The following is a 13,198-nucleotide window of genomic DNA, read 5'->3' as shown; positions in this document are numbered from 1 at the left end:
TTACAATAAAAAGGGCAGAATAACAACAGTTATTCCACCCTTCCATTTATTCCTGCTCCATACTCATGCTTCTGTCTTCCATTTCCTGTAACGTCATCAGTTCATCCTCCGACTCAATGATATGTAACTCCAGCAGTTTGTTAATCGTGTATACACAACGATCATTCAAATTCAAATCGAAATAATAATCTTTACTGTTTTCCATTCCCCACATCCGTTGTTCCCCTCTGGTAAGCTGGATTCCCTGGCTGTTATAGACATGCAGATACAGTCCATTGATATACGTATGTTTATAGTAGTTATCATTTACTGTATTCAGATAAATATGACCTGCCCGGATGTCCTTAAGATAAGCATCATATATTTCCTGCGCCCGCTCATCAGGTATATTAATGCTGCCATATTCTAAATTCTGGTCATAGGTATCAAACTCCATTGAAATAATATGATTATTCGGGTCATCATAATTCACCATCAGATTCCCCTTGAGATAATTCTCCGGATCCATAGACATAGCATAGATTCTTGAAACAACCGAATCTGCATTTTCATAATAATTTTTAGCAGCCGGTACATCATAGCTTCTCACCATAATGCTTCCGTCTGCAAGCTGATAATCAATCTCTACCCACTGCAATGCCTTATCTAAATCAGACGAGCCCTGATATGCCTGAAATTCCTTCTTCGAATCAATAATCTGCTGATGAATACTCATAATTTCATCAATTCCGCTTTCTGAATTTTCTTCTATTTCAAAATAGCAGTTAATATTTGCTGCGACAATTTCCTTCTTATCCGGGATTTTATTTTCCAGTCCGAACGCATTCCATTTGATACAAAGAAGAAATACGACGGAAATTCCTAACATGACGCCACATTCTAACAATCTCTTTTTGGTCACTACACGCAGTTTCTTCGTCAAAATCATTTCCGCAACGAAAAATGCCAGAAAGCCTGCAATCAATGTTGTAAATAAAACCATCAGGAAATTGCCCAGTGATGTATGTACCAGCACGCCCAACAGTCCGCTCAGCAGAATTGCAGTAAGAAAAGCCACACAAAAAGCCATTCCCCAGCGGAACACCGGGCGGGTTGCCGGAATTGTAAGCACATCTCCCGTGGTTTCCAGTTTACGTTTCTGATAAAGCAGACAGGATATCACTATCAGCACCACACCCACCAGCACATAGATCCCTACAACCGAAAGGCCAAACATATGGTATTCTATCCTGTCCTCTAAATAGTCATACTCTACTCCCACCTTATTTGAAAGATATATCACCGGTGATAAAATACTATTCATACGGTCAGCATAAGAATTCGCCATACCATAGCCAATTGTACTAATCATACATGTAATCACATAGCGGCATCCTATATATAATACGTTCAGAATAATCGTGAATACCGGCATTGCCAATAACTGACCGCTAAACATGCCAACGAAAATTGCCATACTGTAGAAGAAAAAGCTCTCTCCCGTCAGCATCAGTGCCCACGCCAGCAGATACTGCAGACTTGTAATTCCCTGCATAATGCAGCATACTGTTCCAAGAATAAACGCCAATAGTACAGGAACCACCAGCATGCAAATTCCTGACAGGAAATTACTGATAAAAAGTTCCGTTCTTTTCAACGGCAGTGAATGAAACAGATGTGAGCTTCTGTTATTATAAAGATAATAAAATACTGCCATTGCTACAATAATTCCAATTGCCAGACTAAGGAGTGCTATAAGCGCACCACTTCCATCCGAAAACAGGATCTGCATAAAATTATTCATTTTTATTTCTTTAATTTCCTGTGCTGAATAACCTTCATAAGAAATCCCGGAATTCACTAACAGCCGCAGAGGAACCATACATAGCAGCAATATCGTATAAATCAGCCAGACAGGCCAGAAATGCGTAATATTTTTCCAAAATACCGTCTCATTAAAGTAAGATGTCTTTGACCGCATAATCCGCACCTCCTAATTCGTAAATAAAAATTTCTTCCAATGTCAGAGGCAGCACATCAATCAGCATCGGCGAAGTCTGTTCTAACCGCAGCTTTGCCTCTTTGGGATTGCCTTTTACAATCATGGTATATACCCTTCCGGTACTGGACATATGTAACACTTCAAAATCAGCCGGAAGCTTCGGCATTCTTTCCTGATATGCCACCTGAATCTTACAGACACTTCCCTGTAGTTCGCTTAAGGAACGTTCTAACATTACTTTTCCATGATGCATAATACCCACATGGTCGCAGACATCCTCCAGCTCTCTTAAGTTATGGGAAGATACTAACACCGTAGTTCCATGTTCTGCCACATCAGACATGATGATGCTCCAGATCTGCCTTCTCATTACCGGGTCTAGTCCATCTACCGGCTCATCTAAAATCATAAGCTCCGGTCTGCAGCTGATTGCCAGCCAGAAAGCCGCCTGCTTCTGCATTCCCTTTGACATTCTCCGAATGGTCATCTTCGGATCAATGTTGGAAAATGCATCCCGGATCCGGAAAAACAAATCTTCATCAAAAGTCTTATAGATTCCCTTATAAAAGCGTTTCATTTCCATGACATCTGCCTGCTGGAAATAGAAAAGATCATCCGGAATATATGCAAATCTGGCCTTTGCCTGAGGATTCTCATACACCGGCATCCCGGCTATTTCTATGTTGCCGGCATCCGGCTTATAGATTCCGGTAATATGTCTTATTATCGTAGATTTCCCGGCTCCGTTCGGTCCTACCAGTCCATAAATTGCTCCATCCCTTACATGCAGGTTTACACCGTCTAACGCCCGGAAATCCCCAAATGTTTTCACTACATTATTTACCCGTATCATGAATATCTTCTTCTCCTTCCAGTTCCGTTATCCGATGTTTCAACTGCTCCGGCTCTACTGCCAGATACAGCAATTCTGATACAATTTCATCAAAATGTCCTTTTAATTCCACTGTTCTTGCATCCTTTACATGCTTCTGGGCAGCCACGAATGTTCCTTTCCCGGAAATGGTATAGACATATCCTTCTTTCTCCAGATCACGGTACGCCCGCTGGATGGTATTCGGATTAATTGCCAGTGTTGCTGCCAGTTCACGCACAGATGGCAGTTTTTCATCCGCTGTCAATGCATTGGAAATCACAAGATGACGCATTCCATCTTTAATCTGTTCGTAAATAGGCTTTGCATCCCTGTAATTAAGCTGTATCACTTCGCTTCCTCCTTTTGGAATATCGTAGGTGTATTATCCGTATTACTTCAATTGATACGCACACTATAACATCCCAGCAGATGAGACACAAGAAAAATATCTGTATGATTTTATTAATAATTCCTTAATGCTGCTCGCGTAAAAAAGCGGAACCAGTTTACACTGATTCCGTCTCTTTACACTACTCTATCTTCCTTTCATCAGGAAATATTATTCACATTTTTCAATTGCTGCAATTACTTCATTTAACTTCTGTAATTCATCTTTGATTTCGCGGTTGTTATTACCAAAGTCTGTTGCCAGTGCAGATACATTGGTTGCAACAATTGCGAATCCTTTTCCAGCCTCTCCTGCACGAGCAGCCTCAATAGAAGCGTTTAATGCAAGAATCTTCTGGTTCTTTTCAATCTTGTCCAGCTGTTTGGTAATATCATTAATCTTCTGGATGTATTCTGAGGTCTTCTGTACATTCTCATGAATATCAGAATTCTTCTTCTCTTCATCCATTCTCTTCTCTTCAGATGCTGCAAGCTGTGTCAGAACGATAGTCAGCGCTGCTATCTTAGCTTTAGCTTCGTTTTCATCCTCTGCGTCTTCCTTCTTCGCATAAGAAAGATATCCAACAATTTCAATTCCGGCTTTGATCACATCTCTGTATTCAGATGCTTCACCTTCCCCGATTGCTACACTTCCATCAGAATCCAGAAGTAATGGTTTTACTCCTGTTACGTTTTCCCATTGTGCAAAAAGTACCTCTATATCTTCTGCATTAAATATCTTATTCAACTGCATATTTCTGCCCTCCTAAATTATTTATCCTAATTATATCACATGTTTGCTTTGTGAACAAAAAAATTTTTCATTTTTTGACATTTTTCTATTTAATGCACAAAAATGCCCCAAGATTTCCTCTTCTTCCATGACTTGCTCTGTGCGAAAACAACAGTTCACTGTTACAGCAGGTACACACATTCGGCAAGATTAGTTTTTCCGGCAGGATTCCCGCATCTAAAAGCACTCTTTCATTGGCTTTCCAGAGATTTAACTGATACTTTCCATTTTCTTTCCGGTACATAATTTCACTGCCATGACCGGAAAACTCCTGTTCAAATTCCAGTGCCACATCTTCACTTACTTCATAACAGTCCTGGCAGATAGATGGGCCTATCGCACACCATACATCCTTCGGTACTGTTCCATATGCTTCTGCCATTGCTTTCAGCGTGGCTCTTCCCATTCTGTTAACCGTGCCCCTCCAGCCGGAATGGCTCAGTCCGATTGCCCTATGCTTTGTATCCACAAAGTAAAGCGGCACACAGTCTGCATAAAAGGTTGCAAGCATCAGCCCCGGCACATCGGTAATCAATCCATCCACATCATGATACGGCCGTTCCTTTGTCAGTCCGCTTCCTGCATCCTCTGCTGTTACTTTTCTTACATTGGTGGTATGGGTCTGGTCAGAGCAGACAATCTGCCCTGCCGGAACTTCCATTGCCTCAGCTACCCTGCGGAAATTTTCCTTTACTGCCTCTATGTCATCTCCACGGTTAAAGCTTAAATCCAGCGAAGAAAATTCATTCTTACTTACTCCACCCATTCTTGTGGTAAAGCAGTGTTTTACCATATCAAGTGCCTGCAACTGTGGATACTGCAGTAACACTAATTCTTTTTTCCCCGCATGGGAAAATACGGACGGTATCATGGTTCGTCCATCCTCTTTTATCTGAAATTCTGTCATTTTTCTTTTCCTGTTCTTATTTTTCCAGTTCCAACTCCATGCTGTAACGGATTCCATGCTGTAACTGGTTCAATTCTCCAGCATTCTTTTTCCTGTATCAAGTCTCATCTGTCACTAATAAGGCTCTATATAGGGGAAAGCATCCTTCAGCCACTGTATGTCCTCTCCTAATATTGCAATCACATCAAACCTGCAGGGCAGTCCCATCATATGTTTACACATCAGGTAATAATCTGCCACTCTTGATATTTTCCTTTGTTTACGGTAATCTACCGCTTCCTGTGGAAGTCCCTTTCCGGTATCACTGCGGTATTTTACTTCTGCAAAAACAAGATATTTTCCATCTCTTGCAATCATATCAATTTCTCCGAACCTGCAGCGGTAATTCATCTCACAGATACTGCAGCCGGATGCCTTTAAATACTCTGCCGCCTTTTTTTCATACTCACTGCCCATGCTGCGTTTATTTTCCATCCCTGCTCCCCTTTCTGTTATTCCTGCTATTTGGATTTCCACTATTTGGATTCCTGCTATTTGGATTTCCACTATCCCGTTTGCCGTTACAGCTATTTTTATTCCAATTTACTGCGCAGCTTATCCATATCATCGACAAAGACAAGTATCTCTGCCACTACTTCATATAATTCCGGCGGAATCATATCTCCAATTTCAAGCCTGGATAAGGTATTTGCCAGCTGATTATCCTGATACAGCGGAACATCTTCCTCTTTGGCTTTCTCAATAATTTTATCCGCAAGATACCCCTTGCCGGTTGCCAGTATCTTTGGTGCCCTCTCTCCCGGCTCATATGCGATGGCAACTGCTGTTTTTTCTTTTGTTTTCTCTTCTCCGGCATTTTTCCCATCAAAGTCTGCCGGATGCCAGATTCCATTTTTCATAAATTACGCCCTCATATCAAAGGAATACCGATGCAGGATTCCGACTGACGGATGCTCCTGCTGCATAAAATCTTCAACCAGATTTTTCTTTCTGGACTGGTTCTCCACCTGTACCGTACAGGAATATCCTTTCTCCTGCAGCCGCTGCATCAGCTCAGCCATATGTTCTTCGATTAAATCATAGGATTTCTCATCCTCCAGATAAAAATTCGTATGCACCTTTCTATCCTTCATCCGCACAGACACATCCGTTGCACCAAGGTTATCCATATCAAGATGTAAAAAAGCACTCAGTTCGCCATCCGGTCTGTCCACACCACTCTTATTAGTATAGACAAATAAATCTCCGTGGGCATTCTGATTTGACATCCGAAGGGGAATCTGCACATAATGATAGGCATTATTAATCTGATTCATAAATTCAATATTCCCCTGCAGATTACTTACTGCTTTCGCAAGGGAAGTATTGCTCTGACCGGATTCTTGCACCAGCTCCTGCATCTTCTGCATCTGATTTTCCATCTTCTCATAAAGATGCTTAACAGCATCCCCTTTGATTTCTTCCGGTTTTAGTGTCCACTGCTGTTTTACCTCATATTCCAGCACTTTCTGATACTCTTTACCGGAAAACAGTTTCTTTGCAGAACCTCCGGTTAAACCCATTATCTCATCCAGTGCCTGATGCAGTTCTTTTAGAAATGCACCTGTAGAAAGATTTCCGTTTAAAGTCCCCTCTGCGGTAAATAATTTACTGCCTGCAAGCTGTGGAAATTCTTTCAGAAGATTTGAAAAATCCTTCATCTGCCCCTCTGTAAACAATGCGCCGACACTGCCCCTGGCATAATACTGCACGCCATCTAATGTTTCTTCTATGGATCCTGCTATCGTTTCAGTTTCTGCTAATTCCGTTCCTGTGATTTCTGTGGCAGCAAATTCTGACGCTCCTTCCAGTATGGCTCCTTCCTGAAGTTCCACCGGACTCCAGCTTCCTTTCTGTACTCCCTCTTTTACAATTACAGACATATCCAAAGAACCATCCTGCTTCAACACCTGATAGATTCGGCTTCCCAGTTCCAATGCCTCTGTCTCGGAAAGGTTTTCGTTCTGATATAATTTTCCGATGCTTTCCAAGACATCATCAAACTGTGAAGTGATTGCCGCCTGATCAGATTTATAATTTTCAAACTGCCGGATAAATTCTTCTGACATCGGAATATCAAGCTTATGCATCAATACCAGTGACTTAATATCCGCATCCGGATATGCAGAAATACTGCGTGCCATATCCATAAGGCTTTCCCTGCCAATGGACATCTGCTCTTCCATCATGGAATTGACCATATCTATCATTCTTGGTTCTGCCGGAATGCCTGCTGCATCCAGTGCCTTTAACAACGTCGGATTATTGAGATTTCCATTGGTATAAGGTCGAATTTCAACGGTAGTTCCATCATTGGATTTCACCTGGAAAAACATCGCCTGACCAACGGCTAACTGTACGCCTGCTGCTATTCTCGCCTGAACAGTCTGGCCATTTGCCAGTCCAAGCGTAACCGTTCCGTTTTTGATATCATTTACGGTTCCTTCAAATACATTTCCTACCGTCATTTCCCGTACGGCTGATACCAGCTGCTGAACCCCTTGCTGCGGGGCTGTTGCTGTAGCTCCGGTAGCCGAACTTCTGTTGTATTGTGCTAACATGTCTGAAATCTGCATATCAATCACTCCACTCTGCATCGCCAATTTCTTTGGAATTATTCACTGTAAAAATTCTTAATAAAGGTTCTCCGGTGAATTGGTGTTGGTCCATATTCTTTGATTGCTGCAATATGGGCTGCGGAGCCATAACCCTTGTTATCCGCAAATCCATATTCCGGCATAATTTTCGCATATTCAACCATCATGCGATCCCTTGTTACCTTTGCAATGATACTGGCTGCTCCAATGGAAATGCTCTTTGCATCTCCTTTGATAATCGGAACCTGACGGATATCTACTCCCGGTATTGTCACCGCATCATTTAATAATATATCGGGTTTTACTTTCAAATTCGTTATAGCCTGTCGCATAGCTTCATAAGTAGCCTGCAAAATATTAATTTCATCAATCCGCCCCGGACCTGCCATTCCAATTCCTGTTGCCACTGCCTTCTCCATAATTTCATCATAGAGTTTTTCACGCATGGATGCACTGAGTTTCTTGGAATCATTGATATATAAAATGTCACAATCCTTTGGCAGAATCACAGCTCCTGCCACAACCGGCCCCGCCAGCGGACCTCTTCCCACTTCATCTATACCGCAGATATAACCGGCATCCGCATATTCTTTTTCATACTTTTTCAGATTTTCAATCCGGGCATACTCTGCCTCAAGCCTCTGTATCCGCTTTCCTGCTTTTTCCACAAGGCTCTTTACGCCGCTTCGTTCATCTTTTTCATATCTTGCTATAAAATCAGGCAGCATACTGTCTTCTGCTGCCTGTAACTCTTCTTTGATTGCTCCGATTTTCTTTTCTTCTGCCATAATTACTTTACCCTCTAACTACTCTTCCGATTTTATTACTGGTGCCGGATAAATCCAATTTTATCAAATGGATAGATTCTAAGCCATGCTTTTCCTATGATATCCGCCCGCTTGATATTTCCAACATCCGGGAACCTGCTGTCCTTGCTGTAATTGCGGTTATCTCCCATCACAAAATATTCATCCTCACCTAATGTAATCGGGTCTGATGCAAGTCCCGGGTCTTTAATAACCTCTCTTCCATAAGATTCCACCAGTTCTTCTCCGTCAATCAATATCTCTCCCTTATCGGTAATCTGTACCGTTTCTCCCGGCATTCCGATAATCCGTTTGATAAAATAAGTGTCTTCCTTATACTGATACGGAAATACAATAATATCAAAACGTTCCGGTTCATGAAACCGATAGGATATCTTATCTACAATCAGATTATCTCCATTGGTAAGGGTATTTTCCATGGACGAACCATCCACTCTGGTCCGCTGTCCAACATAACGTATCATCAAAAATGTCAGTATCACAATCACAATGAGATATAATATGAAACTGACACTTTCCCTTACCGCCTTTCCTCTTTTGCCGCGTTCTTCTTCCTTCATATCTCCGTCTTGCTCCAACTCTTTTTGATTCCTATTCTTATTTTTATCTTATGCTTCCACTTCCGGTTTTTCAAGTGAAATTTTACCGAGCTTTCCAGTACGGAATTCATCCAGCACCAGTGCAGCGGCTTTGGCATAATCTACTTCATTTCCTTTTTTGATACAGCCACGGTTTAAGGCAATTTTCTCCAACATCTCTGCCGGTGTTCCCTCTTCTTCCATTCCATATCTTTCCTTTAATACACCCGGATACTCTTCCCGCAGAATCTGAATCAGTTCCAGTGAAAGTTCATCAATATTTAAAATATCATCTTTGATAGAACCTATCAGTGCCAGTCTTAACCCAACGCTCTGGTCTTCAAACTTTGGCCATAAAATACCCGGTGTATCCAAAAGTTCTACATTCTTATTCAGGCGAATCCACTGCTTGCCCTTGGTTACACCCGGCTTATTTCCGGTCTTGGCGCAGGCTTTTCCTGCAAAAGTATTGATAAAGGTGGATTTTCCCACATTCGGGATTCCCACTACCATAGCCCGCACCGGACGGTTCTTGATTCCTCTTCGTAAATCACGCTCCGTCTTTTCCTTGCAGGCTTCTGCTATAATTGCAGACACCTGCTTCATGCTTCCTTTATTTCTGGCATCCATGCGTACTACATAATAGCCCTTTTTCTTAAAAAACTCTGTCCAGCCTTCATTTTTTCTTTCATCTGCAAGGTCAGATTTGTTCAACAAAATCAGACGGGCTTTTCCTTTTCCCAGGGTATCTATATCCGGATTTCTGCTGCTCACCGGAATTCTTGCATCCACCAGCTCTATTACTAAATCTACCAGTTTTATATCTTCCTGCATCTGACGTTTTGCTTTCGTCATATGTCCCGGATACCATTGAAACTGCATCTTATTTTCCTCTCTTCCCTTACTGTCCTTCTATTTGATAAAACCGATTTTCCGGAGTGGAGAAATCCGGAACCATGCTTTTCCTATAATATATTCCCGTTTTACATTTCCAATATTGGCATAACGGCTGTCCTCACTGCTGTTGCGGTTGTCTCCCAATACAAAATACTCATCTTCCCCTACCGTAATCTCTTCGGATGCCAGTCCTGCATCTTCAATGGCAGCTGTATCTACTTTTTCATCAAACAGTTCTCCATTTACATAGACTGCTCCATTCTTTATCTGTATCTTATCTCCCGGCACCCCAATGACACGCTTTACATAATAATGCGACTTTTCATTTCCATTTGGAAGAAATACAATAACATCATTTGCTTTTGGTTTCTTCAGTTTATAAACAAAACGATTAACCAGAATCTCTTCTCCGTTCTCTATCGTAGGGTTCATGGACTGTCCTACCACAGTGGTCCGAAGTCCGATAAAATATACAAATACAAATGAAATCACCAGGACAATTGCAATCTCAATGACCCAGGTGCCGATTTCCTTCAGCAGTGGTACATTTATTTTCTTTCTACGTCTGCCAAAATTCAGACCACGAACGCTTCCTCTACGCATAATCTTATGTTCTCCTTCTTACCTGAATATCATTCGATCTATCTGCAGAATCTGCCACCGGCAGCTTCTTATGAATACGTGGTAACTACGAGAAACACGCTTTGCGAGTTTCTCGAGTTATCGCGGTGCTCGCCAAATCTGCATGCAAGCATGCGATTTCTCTCGCTACTCGCGTAAATACAACAAGAGGGACGATACACATTGGCACGTCCCTCTGACAGATTCTTATTTTACTAACTCTTTTACTTTTGCTTTCTTACCGATACGACCTCTTAAGTAATTCAGCTTAGCTCTTCTTACTTTACCAGTTCTTACTACTTCAACCTTCTCTACGTTAGGAGAATGTAATGGCCAGGTCTTCTCTACGCCAACACCATTAGAGAATTTACGAACGGTAAATGTCTCACGGTTGCTTCCGCCCTGTTTCTTTAATACAACACCTTCGAAAACCTGAATTCTTTCACGGTTTCCTTCTTTAATTTTCGCATAAACCTTAACGGTATCTCCTACACGAAACTCTGGTGCATCTGCCTTTAACTGCTCTGCTTCAATGTTCTTAATAATTTCACTTGCGTTCATTTTGTGACCTCCTGTATATTTTGATGTTCTTAATGCATTCATTTGCAACAGAGGACCATCGCCTATTCACAACTGTTGTATTGTATCATGTTCTCTATGCCTCGTCAAGCTATTTTTATAAGCGTTTCTGTAACATTTCCGGATTGGATGCATAAACCAGTGCTGTCTCTTTTGTAATCTTTCCTTCCTGATACAATTTCAAAAGACTGCTGTCCATGGATATCATATCTTCCCGGTTCGAGGAATATACAACGCCGTCAATCTGTGGCACTTTATTCTCACGAATCATATTGCGGATTGCCGGTGTCACAGTCATAATTTCAAATGCCGGGATCACATTGCCATTCACATCCGGCACAAGCTGCTGGGAAACAATCGCCTGCAGCACCATGGAAAGCTGTACTGCAATCTGCCGCTGCTGATTTGCCGGGAACACATCAATGATACGGTCGATGGTATTAGCTGCTCCTATGGTATGTAAGGTGGATATAATAAGATGACCTGTCTCTGCTGCCGTCATAGCAACACCAATCGTCTCGTAATCACGCATTTCTCCAAGAAGAATCACATCCGGACTCTGCCGCAGGGATGCACGTAATGCCGTTACATAATTTTCAGTATCTACATTTATCTCACGCTGGCTGATAATTCCATGCTGATGGCTGTGCAGATATTCAATCGGATCCTCTAACGTAATAATATGCTTGGCACACCGGCGGTTCAGTGCATCTACCATGCAGGCTAACGTGGTAGACTTACCACTTCCTGCCGGTCCTGTTACTAATACCATTCCCTTTGGCTGCAGACCAAGGTCAATGATATTCTGTGGAATTCCAATGTCCTCCGGCTTTGGCAAATCAAAGGTAATCACACGAACCACTGCTGATAATGCGCCTCTTTGCTTATAAGCACTGACACGGAATCTTGACAGTCCCTGCACCGCAAAGGAGAAATCATCATCCCCATGCTTTAATAACCGGTCAATATCACGATGGTCCGCCAGTTCATATATCTGCTCTAAATAATTTTCTGTCTCAGGAGGCATCAACCGCTCTCCCTCTTCTTTTATAATTACATTATTCGAACGATATGATATCGGAAGTCCGGCTATAATAAATATATCTGATGCGTGTTCCTCTACTGCTTTTCGTAATACTTCTTTTACATCCATAATTTTCCCACCAATCTCTTTATTTCTGCCGCTCCATCAACGGAAGCCTTGTTTCCTCCTGTCTTACATCAGTAGCAGTTTCTTTCCATTCTAATATGCTCCATTCCAGCATTTCTCCTGTCTCTCCATCCGTCTCTTCCGTAATAGAAAGCTTTACACGTAACTCCTGTGTGTCCGTCTCCGGCACACAAAAGCTTATGGTATCAGCTGCGTCCTTCACCTCCGGCAATCCTGAAATTTCCTGCAGCGCCATTTCTTTATTTTCGGATTCTTCCAGAATAGCATCTATCTCTGCTAAGACATCATTTGCCTTGTTACATGCTTCATAATAGGCACTCATCTTATCTGCCGCCCGTTTACTGTATTTATAATCCCGCAGGGACGAAGATAATGACAACACTGCAAATAATAAAAAAGTCAGAATCAATACTACCACTAACAAAAAAGAGTATCCAAAAGGACTGGCTATACGCGGTCTGCGTTTTTCTTCGTATAATGCACTCTTACTCATCTTCTGCCGCCTCTCTCTGACTGATTACTCTCTTTAGTTCCACTTCATAAATAATCTTATCTTTCTCCCCATTCTTCTGCTTTACTGCAAAATGACCGACCATCCGCTGCTTCGCTTCACCCAGTGTAATCCACAGGGTATATTCCGCATCTTTCGTCTTACAGTTCTCCCAGTCAGCAGCAAAGGATACCAAAAATGTATTATCCTCTTTCTCATAATAAGAATACTCTTCCTTCAGATAATCTTCCATATCTGTTCCGGAGCGGAATACTTCTGCTGCCGCTGCAGCCTTATGTACTGCCATATTCATATTTCCTGCATCTTCACTGATGCAATGGGATTTTACAAATAGCTGCAATCCCACCGCTGCAGCAATACAGAAAAATAAAATCGATATCATAAGTTCCAGTAAAAATACCCCGGAACGTCTTGCCTGCCTTTCTATCATATGCCT

Annotated in this window: 16 protein-coding genes; all 16 read right to left on the bottom strand. The window is 41.9% G+C overall.

Going from position 1 to position 13,198, the window contains the following annotated elements; genetic code table 11:
* Positions 1 to 46 precede the first annotated feature (46 nt).
* Positions 47 to 1,960: an ABC transporter permease gene (locus LKD41_RS10995; RefSeq protein ID WP_227701186.1), complete on the bottom strand. Its 1,914-nt coding sequence runs from the start codon at positions 1,958 to 1,960 to the stop codon at positions 47 to 49.
* Positions 1,935 to 2,834 carry an ABC transporter ATP-binding protein gene (locus tag LKD41_RS10990; protein ID WP_022242464.1) on the bottom strand — a complete coding sequence of 300 codons (900 nt, stop codon included), beginning with the start codon at positions 2,832 to 2,834 and terminating at the stop codon, positions 1,935 to 1,937. The genes LKD41_RS10995 and LKD41_RS10990 overlap by 26 nt, the downstream gene beginning before the upstream one ends.
* Positions 2,818 to 3,204 (bottom strand): GntR family transcriptional regulator, encoded by a 387-nt coding sequence (locus LKD41_RS10985; protein WP_022242463.1) that lies wholly within the window; start codon positions 3,202 to 3,204, stop codon positions 2,818 to 2,820. The genes LKD41_RS10990 and LKD41_RS10985 overlap by 17 nt, the downstream gene beginning before the upstream one ends.
* A gap of 210 nt (positions 3,205 to 3,414) precedes the next feature.
* A complete protein-coding gene (locus LKD41_RS15680) occupies positions 3,415 to 3,996 on the bottom strand; it encodes a methyl-accepting chemotaxis protein (protein ID WP_255667076.1) in 582 nt (193 codons plus the stop codon).
* Between the two features lie 85 nt (positions 3,997 to 4,081).
* Entirely contained in the window at positions 4,082 to 4,942 is an 861-nt protein-coding gene (gene pgeF, locus LKD41_RS10975; protein ID WP_022242461.1) for a peptidoglycan editing factor PgeF, read from the bottom strand.
* 114 nt (positions 4,943 to 5,056) lie between these two features.
* Positions 5,057 to 5,416, bottom strand: coding sequence for a YraN family protein (locus LKD41_RS10970; protein WP_022242460.1), 360 nt, complete (start codon positions 5,414 to 5,416; stop codon positions 5,057 to 5,059).
* 98 nt (positions 5,417 to 5,514) lie between these two features.
* Entirely contained in the window at positions 5,515 to 5,841 is a 327-nt protein-coding gene (locus LKD41_RS10965; RefSeq protein ID WP_117946678.1) for an EscU/YscU/HrcU family type III secretion system export apparatus switch protein, read from the bottom strand.
* Positions 5,842 to 5,844: 3 nt separating this feature from the next.
* The gene (fliK, locus tag LKD41_RS10960) at positions 5,845 to 7,557 is read right to left on the bottom strand and encodes a flagellar hook-length control protein FliK (RefSeq protein ID WP_227701185.1); all 1,713 of its coding nucleotides are present in this window, start codon (positions 7,555 to 7,557) and stop codon (positions 5,845 to 5,847) included.
* A 38-nt stretch (positions 7,558 to 7,595) separates the two neighbouring features.
* The gene (locus tag LKD41_RS10955) at positions 7,596 to 8,366 is read right to left on the bottom strand and encodes a ribonuclease HII (RefSeq protein ID WP_227701184.1); all 771 of its coding nucleotides are present in this window, start codon (positions 8,364 to 8,366) and stop codon (positions 7,596 to 7,598) included.
* A 35-nt stretch (positions 8,367 to 8,401) separates the two neighbouring features.
* Complete coding sequence (gene lepB, locus LKD41_RS10950) at positions 8,402 to 8,965, bottom strand: signal peptidase I (RefSeq protein ID WP_227701183.1); 564 nt, start codon at positions 8,963 to 8,965, stop codon at positions 8,402 to 8,404.
* A gap of 48 nt (positions 8,966 to 9,013) precedes the next feature.
* Positions 9,014 to 9,865, bottom strand: coding sequence for a ribosome biogenesis GTPase YlqF (gene ylqF / locus LKD41_RS10945; protein ID WP_117840819.1), 852 nt, complete (start codon positions 9,863 to 9,865; stop codon positions 9,014 to 9,016).
* A 30-nt stretch (positions 9,866 to 9,895) separates the two neighbouring features.
* A complete protein-coding gene (gene lepB / locus LKD41_RS10940; protein ID WP_197420859.1) occupies positions 9,896 to 10,483 on the bottom strand; it encodes a signal peptidase I in 588 nt (195 codons plus the stop codon).
* A 225-nt stretch (positions 10,484 to 10,708) separates the two neighbouring features.
* Entirely contained in the window at positions 10,709 to 11,062 is a 354-nt protein-coding gene (gene rplS, locus LKD41_RS10935) for a 50S ribosomal protein L19 (RefSeq protein WP_227701182.1), read from the bottom strand.
* A 115-nt stretch (positions 11,063 to 11,177) separates the two neighbouring features.
* Positions 11,178 to 12,233: a type IV pilus twitching motility protein PilT gene (locus tag LKD41_RS10930; RefSeq protein ID WP_022242452.1), complete on the bottom strand. Its 1,056-nt coding sequence runs from the start codon at positions 12,231 to 12,233 to the stop codon at positions 11,178 to 11,180.
* A gap of 19 nt (positions 12,234 to 12,252) precedes the next feature.
* A complete protein-coding gene (locus LKD41_RS10925; protein WP_227701181.1) occupies positions 12,253 to 12,744 on the bottom strand; it encodes a hypothetical protein in 492 nt (163 codons plus the stop codon).
* Complete coding sequence (locus tag LKD41_RS10920) at positions 12,737 to 13,192, bottom strand: hypothetical protein (RefSeq protein WP_022242450.1); 456 nt, start codon at positions 13,190 to 13,192, stop codon at positions 12,737 to 12,739. The genes LKD41_RS10925 and LKD41_RS10920 overlap by 8 nt, the downstream gene beginning before the upstream one ends.
* Positions 13,193 to 13,198 lie beyond the last annotated feature (6 nt).

The organism is Roseburia sp. CLA-AA-H209, assembly GCF_020687575.1.
GTDB classification, from domain to species: domain Bacteria; phylum Bacillota; class Clostridia; order Lachnospirales; family Lachnospiraceae; genus Roseburia_C; species Roseburia_C amylophila.
The sequence above is the reverse complement of the archived record's forward strand: the minus strand, read 5'-3'. Positions and strand labels throughout refer to the sequence as shown.